At 56.6% G+C, this 15,070-nt stretch carries 20 protein-coding genes; 3 read left to right on the top strand and 17 right to left on the bottom strand.

Features of this window, described 5'->3' with window-relative positions:
• The first annotated feature begins 1 nt into the window (after position 1).
• A complete protein-coding gene (locus tag D1646_RS22750; protein WP_201754706.1) occupies positions 2-163 on the top strand; it encodes a hypothetical protein in 162 nt (53 codons plus the stop codon).
• 17 nt (positions 164-180) lie between these two features.
• Complete coding sequence (locus tag D1646_RS14965) at positions 181-396, top strand: hypothetical protein (protein WP_201754705.1); 216 nt, start codon at positions 181-183, stop codon at positions 394-396.
• A 61-nt stretch (positions 397-457) separates the two neighbouring features.
• On the opposite strand, the gene D1646_RS14960 is transcribed toward D1646_RS14965, so the two are convergent.
• Positions 458-1,219: a phosphoenolpyruvate-utilizing N-terminal domain-containing protein gene (locus D1646_RS14960; RefSeq protein ID WP_160637236.1), complete on the bottom strand. Its 762-nt coding sequence runs from the start codon at positions 1,217-1,219 to the stop codon at positions 458-460.
• A 102-nt stretch (positions 1,220-1,321) separates the two neighbouring features.
• The gene (locus D1646_RS14955) at positions 1,322-1,504 is read right to left on the bottom strand and encodes a hypothetical protein (RefSeq protein ID WP_160637235.1); all 183 of its coding nucleotides are present in this window, start codon (positions 1,502-1,504) and stop codon (positions 1,322-1,324) included.
• Between the two features lie 87 nt (positions 1,505-1,591).
• Between D1646_RS14955 and D1646_RS14950 the strand changes: the two genes are divergently transcribed.
• Positions 1,592-2,773: a pyridoxal phosphate-dependent aminotransferase gene (locus D1646_RS14950; RefSeq protein WP_160637234.1), complete on the top strand. Its 1,182-nt coding sequence runs from the start codon at positions 1,592-1,594 to the stop codon at positions 2,771-2,773.
• Positions 2,774-2,895: 122 nt separating this feature from the next.
• Here D1646_RS14950 and D1646_RS14945 read toward each other — a convergent pair whose 3' ends face one another.
• The 15 genes from D1646_RS14945 to fliN form a co-directional block, all read right to left on the bottom strand.
• On the bottom strand, positions 2,896-4,182 hold the full coding sequence (locus D1646_RS14945; protein ID WP_201754704.1) for an HDOD domain-containing protein: 1,287 nt from the start codon (positions 4,180-4,182) through the stop codon (positions 2,896-2,898).
• Between the two features lie 15 nt (positions 4,183-4,197).
• Positions 4,198-5,118 (bottom strand): chemotaxis protein, encoded by a 921-nt coding sequence (locus D1646_RS14940; RefSeq protein WP_160637233.1) that lies wholly within the window; start codon positions 5,116-5,118, stop codon positions 4,198-4,200.
• A gap of 49 nt (positions 5,119-5,167) precedes the next feature.
• Complete coding sequence (locus tag D1646_RS14935; RefSeq protein WP_160637232.1) at positions 5,168-5,653, bottom strand: chemotaxis protein CheD; 486 nt, start codon at positions 5,651-5,653, stop codon at positions 5,168-5,170.
• Positions 5,646-6,272, bottom strand: a complete 627-nt coding sequence (locus D1646_RS14930; protein ID WP_201754703.1) for a chemotaxis protein CheC — start codon at positions 6,270-6,272, stop codon at positions 5,646-5,648. Before D1646_RS14930 ends, D1646_RS14935 begins: the two co-directional genes overlap by 8 nt.
• Positions 6,273-6,289: 17 nt before the next feature.
• Positions 6,290-7,069, bottom strand: coding sequence for a flagellar hook basal-body protein (locus D1646_RS14925; protein ID WP_160637231.1), 780 nt, complete (start codon positions 7,067-7,069; stop codon positions 6,290-6,292).
• Positions 7,070-7,104: 35 nt separating this feature from the next.
• Positions 7,105-7,860 carry a flagellar hook-basal body protein gene (locus tag D1646_RS14920; RefSeq protein ID WP_160637230.1) on the bottom strand — a complete coding sequence of 252 codons (756 nt, stop codon included), beginning with the start codon at positions 7,858-7,860 and terminating at the stop codon, positions 7,105-7,107.
• Between the two features lie 30 nt (positions 7,861-7,890).
• Positions 7,891-8,703: a FliA/WhiG family RNA polymerase sigma factor gene (locus D1646_RS14915; RefSeq protein ID WP_160637229.1), complete on the bottom strand. Its 813-nt coding sequence runs from the start codon at positions 8,701-8,703 to the stop codon at positions 7,891-7,893.
• Positions 8,700-10,820, bottom strand: a complete 2,121-nt coding sequence (gene flhA, locus D1646_RS14910) for a flagellar biosynthesis protein FlhA (protein WP_160637228.1) — start codon at positions 10,818-10,820, stop codon at positions 8,700-8,702. The genes D1646_RS14915 and flhA overlap by 4 nt, the downstream gene beginning before the upstream one ends.
• A gap of 60 nt (positions 10,821-10,880) precedes the next feature.
• Complete coding sequence (flhB, locus tag D1646_RS14905) at positions 10,881-11,945, bottom strand: flagellar biosynthesis protein FlhB (RefSeq protein WP_160637227.1); 1,065 nt, start codon at positions 11,943-11,945, stop codon at positions 10,881-10,883.
• A 41-nt stretch (positions 11,946-11,986) separates the two neighbouring features.
• Complete coding sequence (locus D1646_RS14900; protein WP_347565224.1) at positions 11,987-12,757, bottom strand: flagellar biosynthetic protein FliR; 771 nt, start codon at positions 12,755-12,757, stop codon at positions 11,987-11,989.
• A gap of 20 nt (positions 12,758-12,777) precedes the next feature.
• The gene (gene fliQ / locus D1646_RS14895; protein ID WP_160637226.1) at positions 12,778-13,041 is read right to left on the bottom strand and encodes a flagellar biosynthesis protein FliQ; all 264 of its coding nucleotides are present in this window, start codon (positions 13,039-13,041) and stop codon (positions 12,778-12,780) included.
• A gap of 9 nt (positions 13,042-13,050) precedes the next feature.
• On the bottom strand, positions 13,051-13,725 hold the full coding sequence (fliP, locus tag D1646_RS14890; protein WP_160637225.1) for a flagellar type III secretion system pore protein FliP: 675 nt from the start codon (positions 13,723-13,725) through the stop codon (positions 13,051-13,053).
• Between the two features lie 36 nt (positions 13,726-13,761).
• Positions 13,762-14,127 carry a flagellar biosynthetic protein FliO gene (locus D1646_RS14885; protein WP_160637224.1) on the bottom strand — a complete coding sequence of 122 codons (366 nt, stop codon included), beginning with the start codon at positions 14,125-14,127 and terminating at the stop codon, positions 13,762-13,764.
• Complete coding sequence (locus tag D1646_RS14880; protein WP_160637223.1) at positions 14,127-14,492, bottom strand: response regulator; 366 nt, start codon at positions 14,490-14,492, stop codon at positions 14,127-14,129. Before D1646_RS14880 ends, D1646_RS14885 begins: the two co-directional genes overlap by 1 nt.
• A gap of 55 nt (positions 14,493-14,547) precedes the next feature.
• A partial coding sequence (fliN, locus tag D1646_RS14875) for a flagellar motor switch protein FliN (protein WP_160637222.1) occupies positions 14,548-15,070 on the bottom strand: 523 nt, incomplete at its 5' end.

Here is a 15,070-nt window from a genome sequence, read left to right as displayed (position 1 = left end):
TATGAGTATATTTCAGAGCTTTGTGGACATGCACCCAATGCGCCCTGTTGTGAGGGATATCCTGTGCGATGTCATCAGGGAAGAGGTGGGAGGAGTACCGGGAACTCTTGCTGAAATCTACAAGACGTGTGGGCAAATAACTGATACGATTGTCTGTAAATAACGAGTGGAGGTATTGATATGTTTGGAAAATCAAGAGACGCGGAAGTAGCTGGAACCGTGAGCGGCCTGTTGGCTGGAGCGGCGGCTGGCGCTAAGCTAGGCGCCGGAGTTGGCATTGTGGCGGGCCCTTTGGGCGGAGTGGCAGGTACAGTCCCCGGCGCGGTTGTCGGCGGCGTGATTGGCGGCCTGAGCGGAAATAAGATTGGAAGCGAAATCGACCGTTCAAAGGACTGATATCCGGGCTGCTCTGTAAAAAAACAACAAGTCCCCCGGCTTACGCCGGGGGACTGCCTTATTATAACATACTCATTGCCAGCCCCTTGGGCCGTCCATTGGCCTGGTAGAGCTCCCGCAGCAGGTCCATTTGCTCCTGGTCCGGGTCTATGTACACATTTCCGGTGTAGCCGTCCATCAGGGCGGGTCTTCCCTCGCATCTGGACGGGAGGGGCACCTCCACAATGGCGGGGATGTGGTAGGCCCGAACCAGCATAGCGGTGTGGCTGTCCAGGCTGCCCTTCCGGGTTATTAGCCCCAGCAGGCGGCGCTGGTCAAAGTCCATCACCTCGCTGGGCAGGTACTCGTCCGCCACCAGAATCGCGGGCTCGTCCATCAACAGGGTCTGCCGCCCTCCCATCAGTGAGCGCAGAACTCTCTGGGAAATATCCCGGATATCCACCGCCCTGGCCCGCATATAGGGGCTGTCCATCGCGGCAAAGGCGGCGGCAAAGCTGACCTCCGCCATCTGCACCGCATACTCCGCCGTGGCCCCCTGGCCCTGGATGAGGGAACGGACTGTCTCCACATAGTCGTGGTCCTCCAGCAGCATCCCGTGGATCAGGAAGATGGAGGCAACCCCCTCGCCCACCTGGTTAATGGCCCGGTGGTACAGGGTGTTCAGCTCCAATATTGCGGTCTGCTGGGCCTGGTGGAACCGGTTAATCTCCTGCCGCCAATCCCCCTGGGTATACAGGTGGACCTGCGGCGCAGGACGGCGGTAGAAGCACAGACGGCCCGCTACAATCTGGTTCATAATGGCCTTGCCCTTTATAACCTGCATACTGCCGCCCCTCCTTCCAAGCTAATATTTCGGCAGCATTAAAAATTATAGACCTCCTACCCCTCTTTGTAAAGGTTACAATTTTCCAAATCTGTCGGGTTTTCAAAACTTTTCTTCGTCTACTTCATCATTTCTTACAGTTTTTAGCAATTTTCGATTTTCCCCTCTCCTGTACCCCCTGAAAATCAATTTCTGTGCTTTTTGCCCTCCTTTTGCAGGATGAGCGGTCCGTCCCGCCGTTTTTCTGCTCTTTTCTGGGACTTTTACACGCTGCGCAGCCACCATTGATTTCCCCGCCCTGTTCACTTTTCGCTTTACTCCGGTAAACTCTTATGATATAATAGGACAAGTTTGATTCAGGAGGTTTTTCCTATGGTTTCTGAACGTATGAAGGGACTGGGTACTGCCCGGTCCGTGATCCGGGAGCTGTTTGAATACGGTAAGCTCCGCGCTGCCCAAGTGGGGGCAGAAAACGTCTTCGACTTCTCCCTAGGCAATCCCAGCGTTCCCGCCCCCGATGCCGTTAACGATACGGCCATCCGCCTGCTTCAGGAGCAGTCCGATCTAATTCACGCCTATACCAGCGCCCAGGGGGCTGCCGACGCCCGGGAGCGCTTCGCCGATTCCCTCAACCGCCGGTATGGCTCCCACTACACCGCCGGACAGCTCTACCTCACTGTGGGGGCCGCCGCCTCTCTGTGCTGTGTCTTCAACGGCCTGGCCTGCCCCGGAGACGAGTTTATCGTCTTCGCCCCCTACTTTCCGGAGTATAAGGTATTTATTGAAGGAGCCGGGGCCAAGATGGTCCTGATCCCCCCAGAGATTGAAGCCTTTCAGATCGACTTTGACGCCTTCCAAGCCTCCCTCAGTCCCAAGACCAAGGGTGTACTGATCAACAGCCCCAACAATCCCTCCGGGGTCGTTTACTCCAGAGCAACCCTAGAACGGCTGGCCGGAATCCTCACCGAAAAGAGCCGGGAATACGGCCACCCCATCTATCTGATCTCGGATGAGCCCTACCGGGAAATCATATACTCCGGTGTAGATGTCCCCTGGGGCCCCCACATCTATCGGGACACCATTGTGTGCTACTCCTTCTCCAAGTCCCTGTCTCTGCCCGGCGAGCGTATTGGCTATGTACTGGTCCCCGGAGACATTACCGACAGCGGCGACGTCTACGCCGCAGTGGCGGGCGCAGGCCGGTCTCTGGGCTATGTGTGCGCCCCCAGCCTGTTTCAGCAGGTCACCTCCCTGTGCTGCGACATGACCTCTGACATCACAGTGTATGAGACCAACCGAAATCTGCTGGTCACCTCTCTGCGGGAGATGGGCTATCATGTGGTGGAGCCCGGCGGAGCCTTCTACCTCTTCCCACGCACTCTGGAAAGCGACGATATGGCTTTCAGCGAACGGGCCAAACAGCTGGACCTGCTGGTTGTTCCCGGCTCCGGCTTTGGTGCGCCCGGTCATGTGCGCATCTCCTACTGCGTCCAGACTGAAACCATCCGCCGCGCCCTGCCCAAGTTTAAGGAGCTGGCGGATTTCTACAAGTAACGCTGGAGTTTCGGCCCAAATCATGGCGCTCACTCCAGTCCATCATTACAAAAACAAGGTACGGCAATCCTACTGGACTGCCGTACCTTTTATTGCGCTTTTAGCCGTTTTGTCAAAAAATGTTATTGGGGGGCAGGGGCGGAGGGCGCCGGAGCCATATCCTCGCCGCTCTCCATCAGCGAACGCCAGATATTGTTCACATCGCCAAGGCAGTGGAAATAGGTATTGGTCAGCAGATTCACCGGAATCTCCAGTGCCTCAGCCAAGTCACCAATCACCTTCCAGTCCGCCCGCTCATAGCTCAGCACCAAGTCATACAGCTCGCCGCACCGGCCGGAGTGAAAGAGCAGGGCGTCCTTCACCTCCTGCGCAATGGGCAGGTCCGCCAAAATCTCCTCCAGGGGGGCAGCAATGAGATAGTTCAGCGTGGAGAACATCCCCATCAGGTAGGCCTCGTTCTGAGAAATCGGCATATCCTTGGCCAGCTTCATCAGGGCGCTGCAAAAGCTGGCCCGCATGAAGGACAGCTTCAGGAACTCCTCCTGGTTGGCGTCGGGCCCCTCCTCGCTGTTGTTGGTGCCCAGCAGATAGATCCACTGGCGCAGCTGGCCCAGACCCATCACCACAATGGCCTGATGGATATCAGTGGCACGGTTGCGCAGAGCAAAATAGCTGGAATTGACGATTTTCAGCAGGCTGTAGGTGAGAACAGCGTCCATGGAAATGATCCGCTCGATCTCGTCCACGTCCGGGTCGTCCCGGTTGATGGCCACCATCAGCTGGAAAAAGCTGCTCTGGAGAAAGCTGCTGGAGTGGACCGCTGTCAACAGCTTTTCCGCAACCCACAGACCCTCCATGGCGTCAACCTCCATGATAAAGGCCTTCTGATACAGCTCCTCGGTATCCACACCAATGGCAATGCACTTCTTCCCCATGCTGTGGGCCAGCTCCACAATGTTGCGGATGCTCACATCGGCGGCGGTCTGGAAGTTGATTTTGATATAATCGAACTTGTCAATGATGGAAAAATACCGGGGAGAAAACTGGAAGTCGTTCACCGCCAGCTTATAGCCCTCCCGGGCATAGCGCTCCAGAAAGCGCATGGCCAGGGGGTGGATGATTACGTCCTCCCCCACCTGAATCACCAGGTCGCTGCTGGCAAAGAGCTTAGGGGTCTGCTTCATCAGCAGATTGGTGGTAAAGGTCATAAAGTTCAGCGAGCCCTTGAGCACCTTATCCGTGTTCTGGGTCAAAAAGCTGTAGATGGTATCTGCCGCCGCGAACTCGTTGCCGCCAGCCTCATCCGCCGCATAGGCCTGATTCTCGCCGTAATACTGGATGCCGTACCCGATAATTGTGCCCTTCAGGTCTTTGACTGGCTGACGGACGATATATTTACTGCTTATCATGTCGTCTCACCCTTATCAATTCCGCTTCGTGGCCAGCAGATGGTCCATAACGTCCACCAAATGGCCAATCTCCGGCTTGCTCATTTGCTCGTCGGCCCCTAACTGACGGCCTTTAATGCGCATTTCCTCACTAATCAGCGAGGAGAAGATAATCAGAGGAATTTCTCTGAACCGGGGAGTATCCTTCACCAGCTTGGTCAGCCGGTGGCCGTCCATCTGGGGCATCTCAATATCCGTGATAATCAGCGCCACATCCATAGCGATGTCCTGGTCCTTGGGCAGAGCGTTCAGCGCTTCCCACAGCTCTCGGCCATTGGGATACATGCGCAAATTCGCATAGCCCGCCTTGTGGAGGCAATCCTCAATCATCTTGGACAACAGGATGGAGTCCTCCGCGATCCAAATGGGCTCATCACTGCGCGCACGGGGACCCATCTTGTCGATTTCGTTCATCTGGATGGTAGTCTGGGGGGCAATCTCCGCCACAATGCGCTCAAAGTCCAGAATCGTCACCAGCTCCCCGCGGCACTGGGCAATACCAGTGGCAACTCCCTCAGAACCGCCGGAGACGGTCTTGTCCGGCTTATGAATATCCGTCCAGGAGATGCGGCTGATCCCCACTACAGTATGAACCCGGAAAGCAATGAACATCTTGTTAAAATTGGTGACGATAAACAGATCCTTGGGGGTCTTCTCCTGTTCCACGCCCAGATACTTGGGCAGGTCCACCACAGTAATGACGGTGTCACGGGGCTTGAAAATCCCCTCCACTGCGGGGTGGGCGTGGGGCATGGATTTGACCGGCGCAGACAGAATGATCTCCCGCACCTTGGCCACGTTGATGCCATACAGATTATCGTCAATGGTAAACTCCATGATCTCGATCTCGTTGGTACCGGATTCCAAGAGGATCCCGCTGTTGTGAACCTCAGACATTTCTGACACTCCTCACTCTCTTACTCTATTCTGGCTGCACCGCAAAATTCTAAAAGAAAATATCCTTCTGTCCGTAGGAGCGGACACAGGCCTGACCGCTGGCGATATCGAAGAACATGGTCCGGGCAATTTTTCCGCCCACCTCCTGACCCAGCAGACGGATATTTTCCCGTTTTAATATGGTATTAACACTTTCAATATTCCTTTGGCCGATATTCCCCAGAGCGCTGCTGCCGGCAATTTCAAACATCTTTGCCCCACCGGCAATCTTCACCGTCATCCGGCTGCGCACGGCCCCTTTTGCCTCCATCTGCCGCAGAGTCTCCCGAATACCGGTGTCCGCGTACTTCAGGGGGTGGGTCCGTCCCGTCTCCATATTGATGGGGAGCATAATGTGGAGCAGCGCCCCCAGCTTCAGCCGCGGGTCGTGAAAACACAGCCCAATGCAGGAGCCCAGCGCGTAGGTTACCAGGACGCCTCCCCCTTGTGCCATCTTCATATCGGCAATGCCCACTGTTAATTTGCTGTCACTCATTGCTAACGCCCAGCTTCCTCAGCAGAAAATTTAGAGAACGCAGATCGGGCGACAACAGCAGGTGGCTCGGCACCTCCTTGCCGTCGCACACAAAGTTTCCGCCAATGGTCATCAGATAGTCCGACATACCGCCGTACTCGGCCATAGGCACCGCCAATATGGCGCCCTGCATATCCACCGCAAAGGCGGGGACTGTCAGCTTCACATCGATCCCGGCCAGGCCAGACAATGCGTTGACAAAGGCGGAAATCATAATATTACCAATTTCAATCAGAGCGGACTGCTCCAACTCTGCCAGCTCCTCATAGCCCTGGATACTCTCTCCCAGCATGGACTCCAGGATAATGTTCACCAGCTCCAGCTTCTGCACAGACAGCATAATGCCGCCCATGTCGCCCCCCATCTTAACCAGTACGCCGGCGGTTACCGCCTCCGGGCCGCCAATCCACTCAATGGCCTCGTTATAGCCCATGATACGCACCTCAGGCAGGGTTATACGCACCTCCTTGCCCAGCATACCGGACAGGGCGGTGGCTGCGTTCCCCGTCCCGATGCTGCCAATTTCCCGCAGGGTATCAATCTCCAGGGAGCTCATCTGGTCATAGCCTTTGATCGTCATCTTGGTTTCCTCCCTGTTTAACTGCGCAGGCCATTTATGGTCTGCTCGATCTCATCGGTGGTCTGGACCATCCGCAGAGCATAGCTGTATGCCCGCTGCGCCTCAATGACCTTTACAAACTCCTGGGCCAGGTCCACGTTGGAGGTCTCCAGCACGCCCCGCCGCACCTCGCCGGTCCCCAGATACAGGTCGCCGTTTTTTTCAATGGGGCTAAAGCGACCGTTATCCGCATGGAGCATACCGTCATAAATTCGGTAATCAAAGACGCCCACATTCAGGTCGGCGTGGCGGTCCATCGGGTCAATCACGATAAAATTGCCCATGCTGTCCAGCACACAGCGGCCCTCATTATCACTGAGCCGCCACTCCTCGGTGGGCTCGGGGGGGATCTCCTCTCCGGTGACCGGGTCAATCTCCGGCTCGGCGTCCTCGGCGGGGGGGATCTCAAAGCGGGCCATAATAAAGGCGCCGTCCCGGGTAAAGGTGATTTCCTCATTCGTGGGGTCATACAGGGCAAAAAAGCCGTTGCCCACAATGGCAAAGTCAAACAGGCGGCCGGTGTCGGTGTAAGCGCCGGGCTCATAGTCCACGCTGGCCTTCACCATTTTTGTGCCGGAGCCTTTGGGCAAAAGCTCCTCATCAATGCCAGTCACGTTGCCGTACATCAGGTGGTGAAAGGTGGCCCGCTCCGCCTTGTAGCCAAAGTTATTTACATTGGCAATGTTGTTGGCCTGCACATTCATCCGCAGTTCCTGCTGCCAAGCGCCAACCGCACCGGTGTAAAAGGACATATTCATATTCCGATCTCACGCCTTTCTTTCAAATATCGCCATTACAGCCGGCCAATATCGGTCACAGCTTTGGTAATCACCTGGTCATAAATCTTGCTCATCTGGGCTGCGCTCTGAAGGACCCGCTGGGTGGCCATCATTTTGACCATCTCCTTGACCATGTTCACGTTGGAGCGCTCCACCCACTTATGGTGGATGACCACATCCTCATTGACCTGGGCCCCTTCCCCGATGAACAGGCCGTAGGGGGTACGCTCCAGGGCGTCGTTGTCCTCAAAGGTAAACACACCCAGGGTCCCAAAATATTCGTTGCCTTCGGCGCTGTACAGGGCGCCCTGCTTGTCCGGCTCCAGCCGGTCGGTGGTCATCTGAATGGGGTTGCCCTCCCGGTCCAGGACCCGGCCCAGCTCGGACAGACACAGGTAGCCCTCGTTGTCCAAGGTGAAGCTGCCCGCCCGGGTGTAGGCCACGCCGTCGCCGGTATCAATGGCAAAAAATCCCTCCCCCTGAATGGCAAAGTCCAGGGGCAGATTGGTCTCCTCGAAGGAGCTTTGGCTGAAGTCGGTGTACAGCTGGTCGGGGGCCAGAATGTAGGCCTGGTAGGTCTCGAAGGTCTGATAGGGGGTCTTGATCTTATTGCCGATGCGGGATACCATCACCTCATCGAAGGTCCGGTCGGTATAGGTCTCCGCCTTGTAGCCGGCGGTGGAGATGTTTGTCATGTTGTTGGCAACCACGTCCAGCCTGCGTCCCTGGGACAGCATCCCAGAGGTCAGGTTATAAAATCCCTTCATCATAAAGCAAGACTCCTCTCATCTCCGGCGGCCTCAGCGGTCCCCGGTCATATATTGATTCATATAAAGTTTTAATTTTTGAATGGCCCGGGAGTGGAGCTGGGAAATCCGCGGTTCGCTGACCTCCATGACCTGGGCAATCTCCTTCATACTCAAGTTCTTGTGGTAGTACAGGGAGATAACCGTCTGTTCATTCTCCCGCAGAGACTCAATCGCCTTGGTCAGGGTCTCCAGCAGCTCCTGGCGGAGCATGGAGTCCTCCGGCCTGCTCTCCGAGGCGTCGTCAGGCAGCTCAGCCCGGCCCGTCTGCTCCCGGTCCTCAAAGAGGGCGTCCAGGGAGAGGACATTGCACATAGAGGAATTGGCCAAGTCCTCCTGATACTGGTCTTGGGACACCCCCAGCCGCTCCGCCATCTCCCGGTCGGTGGGATAGCGGCCCAGCTCCGCAAACAGCTCGCTGCTGGCCTGGTCGATATCCCGGGCCTTCCGCCGCACACTGCGGGGCACCCAGTCCTGCCGCCGTGCCAAATCAATCACCGCGCCCCGGATGCGCTTGGAGACATAGGTTTCAAACTTGATCCCCTTGTCCGGGTCAAACTTATCCACCGCCGCGGCCAGGGTGAGCAGGCCCTCGTTGACAATATCGTCCACCTGTGCAAAGCTGCTGTACACCCCCCGCACCTGAAGGGCAATGCTGCGTACCAGCCCCACGTACCGCATAATCAGCGGCCATTTCAGTTCCGGGTCGCCGGTGGATTTATAAAGCTGAAACAGTTCCTCCGCGGACAGCTCCTCCAGCTGTTCCTCCGTCAAGCCCTCTTTGATCCGCTCCGCAGCGCCGCTCATACCGCAGCCGCCTTTCTCGCCGGTCTGGCCGGAGCCGAGTCAAAGCTGATGTTGCCCAGAGACTGAATTTGCACGTCACTGGTAATCTCATTGAAGGACAGCACATAGACGCCGGGGTAGAACTGGGCCAGCATCCGGCTCAGGTAGATGCGGATCACCTGACTGGTGAGGACAATGGGGGTTTGAGACAGGTCGTTGAACTTTTTCAGGTACTCGCCCAGCTGAGTTACAATGCCCTGCATCAAATCGGGGCCCATGGCCAGGTAGATACCCTGTTCGTTCTTGCTGAGAGAGCTGATGACTCGCTTCTCGATCTCGGCGTCCAGCGTGACAACCCGCAGCTGACCGTGCTCGCAGAAGCGGCGCGTAATGGTGCGGCTCAGGGCCACGCGGACGTTTTCGGTCACCATATCCAGGTCCTTGGTGGTGACCACGGAGTCCACCGCCGTCTCCAGAATGGTGGCCAGATCCCGAATGGGAACGCCCTCCTTCAGCAGATTGCGCAGGATTCGCTCCAAGTTGGAGTAGGACAGAATATTGGGGACTGCCTCTTCCACCAGCTCGGGAGCAGTTTTCTTCAGGTTCTCCACCAGCTGAATGACCTCCGCCCGGCCCAGAAGCTCATAGGCGTGGCGGCGGACCACCTCAGACAGATGGGTCTGCATGACGGACAGAGGATCGATCACGGTGTAACCGTAAATCTCCGCCATCTCCTTGTTCTCAGGCAAAATCCACCGGGAGGGAATACCATAGGCGGGCTCGATGGTCTCGATTCCGTCGATCTCTCCGGCGGGGTTGGTGGGCTCCAGGGCCAGGTAGTAATCCACCAAAATCTCGCCCCGGGCCACCTCCTCTCCCTTGATCTTCACCACATACTGGTTAGTTCCCAATGCGGAGGAGTCGTGGAGGCGAATAGAGGGGATGACAAAGCCCATATCTTGGGCGTACTGGCGGCGGAAAATCACAATACGGCTGATGAGCTTGCCGCCGCTGTTTTCGTCCACCATGGGGATCAGGCTGTAACCAAACTCCATCTCAATGGGGTCCACGGTGAGCAGCCCATATACATTATTGATATCCTTGTAGTAATCCGTCTCGCTGGGAGCAGCGGTCATGGGATTTTCCGCAGGCTCCTCTGGCTGTGCCAAAGCTGCAGCCTCCTGCTGCTCCAGCCGGCTGCTCATCATAAAGCCAAACACGGACAGGCTCACACCCACAATCAGCAGAGGAATGGTAGGGGTCCCGGGGATAAGGCCCAGAATGGCCAGCACTACGCCGGCGGTGAGGATCGCTCGGGGCTGCCGGGCAAACTGCTGCACCACATCGGTGTTCAGGCTGCCCTCGGACACCGACCGGGTTACGATCATACCGGTGGCGGTGGAGATCATCAAGGCGGGAAGCTGGGAGACCAAGCCGTCGCCAATGGTGGCGATGGAGTAGGTCTGTGCCACTGCGCCCAGGTCGCCTATGCCGTTGATGGAACCGATGAGGATACCGCCAATCAGATTGACTGCGGTGATAATCAGGGACATAATGGCGTCGCCCTTGACAATCTTGGTGGCGCCGTCCATTGCCCCGTAGAAGTCGGCCTCTTTTTGAATCTTGTACCGCCGCTCCCGGGCCTGCTGCTCGTTAATCAGGCCGGAGGACAGGTCCGCATCAATGGCCATCTGCTTGCCGGGCATGGCGTCCAGGGTAAAGCGGGCGGCCACCTCGGCCACACGCTCTGCGCCCTTGGTGATGACGATGAACTGCACTAACACGATGATAAAGAAGATGATAATGCCCAGCACAATATTTCCCTGGGTTATCATTTGGCCGAAGGTCTGAATCACCTGGGTCCCCGGTGCGCTGGTGCTGCCGTCATAGCCCAGTATGGACCGGGTGGTGGACACATTCAAGCCCAGCCGGAACAGAGTTGTAATCAGCAGCAGCGAGGGGAAGATAGAGAATTCCAGCGCCTCTGAAATAGTCATGGTAATCATCAGAATGACAATGGAAAGGGAGATATTGACAATAATCAGAATGTCTAACAACGTCTCTGGCAGAGGGATGATCAGGAACATAACGATGATCACCACAAGAAGCGCTATGCTGTTTTGAAAAATACGCCGCATGGTGTCATCCTTTCCCTGAATTTTCTATGAAAACGTCCAAATTGGACCTAATTCGCAAATTTATGGAGCCTTCTGATCCAGCTTCAAAACGTAGACCAGAACCTCGGCCACCGGGCCGTAAAACTCCGGCGGAATCTCCTTGTTCAGATCCACCTTGGCGTACAGCGCTCGGGCCAGGGGAACATTCTCCACTGTGGCCACGTTGTGCTCCTCGGCCACCTTGACAATGCGCAGGGCCAGCTCATCCATACCCTTGGCCAGCACCACGGGAGCGTTGTTCTCCTTCTCGTTGTAGCCCAGGGCCACAGCGAAATGGTTCGGGTTTCGGATGACCACATCGGCGCCGGGTACCTGCTGCATCATGCGCTGCTGGGCCCGCTGGCGCTGGATCTGCTTGATTTTTCCCTTGACCTGGGGATCGCCTTCTGTCTGCTTGTACTCCTCTTTGATCTCCTGTTTGGACATCTTCAGCTGACGCTCGTAGTCCCACCACTGGTACAGGTAATCAAAGAAGGCCAACACTGTAAAGGCCACGGCAATTTGAATCACAAGGGTCATAATGTCCTGAAACAAAATGCCGCAGGACTGCCACAGGCTCATGTCCAGAAACCGGCTGAAGCTAAGGGCCACATGGCTGAAGTAGTTATAAATGAGGAAGAGCAAGATGGAAATTTTCAAAATTCCCTTCAGCGCTTCGATAATGCTGCGCAGAGAAAACAACCGCTTAAAGCCCTGAAGGGGGCTGAGCCGGCTGAATTTGGGCTTGATGGACTCGCCCGCCACCAGCATTTTGGTCTGGAAGAAGGTCACGCCCACCGCCAGCAGCGCGGTAACCCCGAGAAAGGGGCCGGCCATAGTCACAAAGGACAGGGCCATAATTTTGAGCAGGTCTTTGATCGCACTGGACGCAAGTGTCATACTGTCCGCCGCAATATAGGAAAAGCAGACGGTAAAAACCCCTTTGACCTGCTCCAGAATAATGGCTCCCATAAACTGGGCCATAAAGAGGCTCCCAATCAGGGTGGCCACCGCCACGGCGTCCTTACTTATCAGGACATTGCCTTTTTTTCGTTCGTCCCGTCTTCGTTTCGGTGTCGCCTTTTCGGTCTTGGAGTCGCCGGCCACGGGTTCATCCCCCCTTTGTCAGTCAACTGGGATATGGGGCATCAGCCCGACATGAGGGGCAGGACGCGCCGGAGTGTAAGAATCATCTCAGCCTCCGCGTCCAGCAAAAAGCTGCTGAAGGGGGCCAGCATCATCAGGAGCAGCACCAGGCCCACGATCACCTTCAACTCAATATTGATGGCGAACACATTGATCTGGGGGATAACCTTCATCAGAATGCCCATCCCCACCTGGCCCAGCATCTCCGCTCCTAAAATGGGCATACACAGCTTCACGCCCAAAATGGTGCAGTCCAGGAAGACTTGAATCATGGCACTGTAAAAGTCCTCCCTCAGGGCAACTTCTCCAAAGGGGACCACCAGGCCGGAGTTGAGGAAAATACGGAGCATAGTGTGGTGTCCGTTGGCCGCAAAAAACAGCAGGGACATCAGCACATTGAGGAAATTTGAGGTGGCTGTCACCTGGATCCCCGAGGCGGGGTCATAGGTGGAGGCCATGGACAGACCCATCTGCATATCCACAACAGAGCCCGCCATAACCGGAATGTAGAAAAAGAAATTGACCACCAGGCCCAGCACATAGCCCAAAAGCAGCTCCATCAGGAAGGTAATGGCCAGGCCCAGCAGCGTAGACGGCATCTCCGTCTGTGCGGAGGTCATAGAGAACACACACACCGACATGGTGAGGATCAATCCCGCTTTGACAATATTGGGAATGCCCCGCCGTCCAAACAGAGGGTTAAACACCACAAAGCCGGTCATCCGACCTGTAATCATTAAAAACAGAGTGAGGATATTCCAATCCAAATCCACAGCAGCGGTCCCCCTCTCCTCTAGCGGACGGCAATCAGCGCGAAGATCTTCTCGGAGTACTCCAGAAGGGTCTCCATCATCCAACCGCCTCCGATCAGAAGCACCAGGATCACTACAATCAGCTTGAGGATAAAGCCCAACGTCTGCTCATGGATCTGGGTGACCGCCTGGAAAATGGCCACAAATACACCCACCAGCATACTCAAGATCAGCATAGGACCACCCAGCTTGATGGCGACCCAAATGCCCTCTCGAACGATTTGAGTTATTTCATTGATATCCATGTCCCCTCCTTACCCGAGGCCGTAGCCCTGCGCCAGGGAGGAAAACAGCAGCTGCCACCCGTCCAGCAGGATAAACAGCAACAGCTTGAATGGGGTCGAGATCATCGAGGGCGGAAGCATGACCATACCCATGGACATAAGGGTCGAGGCCACTACCATGTCGATCAGCATAAAGGGGATGTACAGCAAAAAGCCAATCATAAAGGCTTGCTTCAGCTCCGACGTAATAAAGGCGGGAACAATCACCGTCAGGGGCAGTTCCAGCGCCTCCTCTACTGTGTTGGGCACCGGGTTCCCCGACATATTGCAGTACAGCTCCATGCTCTGCAGCCCCGACCACTCCAGCATAAACCGCTTCAGCGGAATCTGGGCCCGCTCAAAGAACTCCACCTGGGTGATCTCCTCCTCCTGGTAGGGCTGGAACGCCTCCTCATTGATTGCGGAGAGGGTTGGATTCATGGTAAAGAGGGTCAGGATCAGCGCCATACCAATGAGTACCATGTTGGGCGGGGTCTGCTGGGTCCCCATGGCGTTGCGCAGGAAGGAGAAGACCACCACATATCGGGTAAAGGAGGTCATCACGACAACCAGTGAGGGCAGGAGCATCATCATCGTGGTGAAGAACAAAATTTCCAGCGCCTGTACATTGGTGCCGTTTACATTGAGCAGTGCATCGGTCGGCATTCTTCCTCACCTCGTTTCATCGGCCGTCGTTGGTCCTCATTTTTTCTCTCTCAGCCGCTGCATCAGGGCGCGGAAGTCGGGAAACTGCTGCCTGTTCAGGGGAGCGGCTGGAGGTCTCCAGCTCTCCCCCTCCTCTGCCGTCAGCTCTGCCAGCAGGCTCAGGCCGGAGGGGGCACTGCCCAAAAGCAGATACCGCTCGCCGGCTCTCACCACCAGCAGTGCCTGGTCACGGCCCAAAACCGCCCGGTCCAGGACCTCGATCCGGCTGCCGCCCCGGAGAGCGCCGGCCAATCCGCCGCCCAGATTTTGCCCCGCCCAGCGGGTAAAGATCCAGGCGCCCGCCAGCACCAGAAGGACAACAGCCAGCAGACCAAAAACAGAGAGGATTTGCTGAAAAGGCATCAGGGCTCGCCCACAATCGAGGTGACGGTCTTCAGCACGCGCTCAGGCTTGAAGGGTTTGACGATAAAGTCCTTGGCGCCGGAGCGAATGGCGTCGATAACCATGGTCTCCTGACCCATGGCGGAGCACATGACCACGTTGGCGTTTCCGTCGGCGGCGCGGATGGCCTTCAGGGCCTCCAGGCCGTCCATGTTGGGCATGGTGATATCCATCAGCACCAGATCAGGCTTGAGCTCGTTGTACTTCTCCACCGCCTGAGCGCCGTCCTCCGCCTCGTGAATATCGGTGTAACCAGCCTTGCTCAGAGTGTCCTTAATGACCTTGCGCATAAAAGCAGCGTCATCGACCGTAAGAATTCTAGCCATAGTTAACCATCCTTTTCAAATTTACTTCATATTTTATATCGTATAGTTGCAGGGATCAACCGTGGATCAGTTCATTAATATCCGGCTTTTGCAGGATCTCTGTGATCCGGATGCCGAAATTGTCGTCGATGACCACCACATCGCCCTTGGCGACGCACTGCCCATTGACCAGCAGGTCCACCTGGTCGCCGGCCAACTTGTCCAGCACCACCAGGGAGCCCTTGGAGAACGACAGAATATCCTGAATCTTCCGCCGGGTACGGCCAATTTCCACCGCCACCTCCAGGGGAACGGTCATAATCAAGTCCAGATTCTGCTTCTGTTCGGGACCCAGCTTGGCCTCGGCGTCCAGGGGCTGCATCCGGGCCGGCTGCGCGTTGATAACCTTGGGCTCGGGGGCCGGCTGCGGCGGATACATGGGGTAGGGCGGATAGGGGTAGGGGTACTGCCCATAGGGGGGATAGCCGGGGTACCCGCCGGGTATCTCGCCTGCGGGGGGCATCCCCTGGGGAGCCGCCGGTGCGCCGGGCGCTGCGGGCGGCGCCGCCGGTGCAGCGGGGGCGGGAGCCGGGGCCGGG

This window comes from Pseudoflavonifractor sp. 60 (genome assembly GCF_009911645.1).
Classification (GTDB): Bacteria; Bacillota; Clostridia; order Oscillospirales; family Oscillospiraceae; genus Lawsonibacter.
This window is presented reverse-complemented; position numbering and strand designations above follow the sequence as displayed.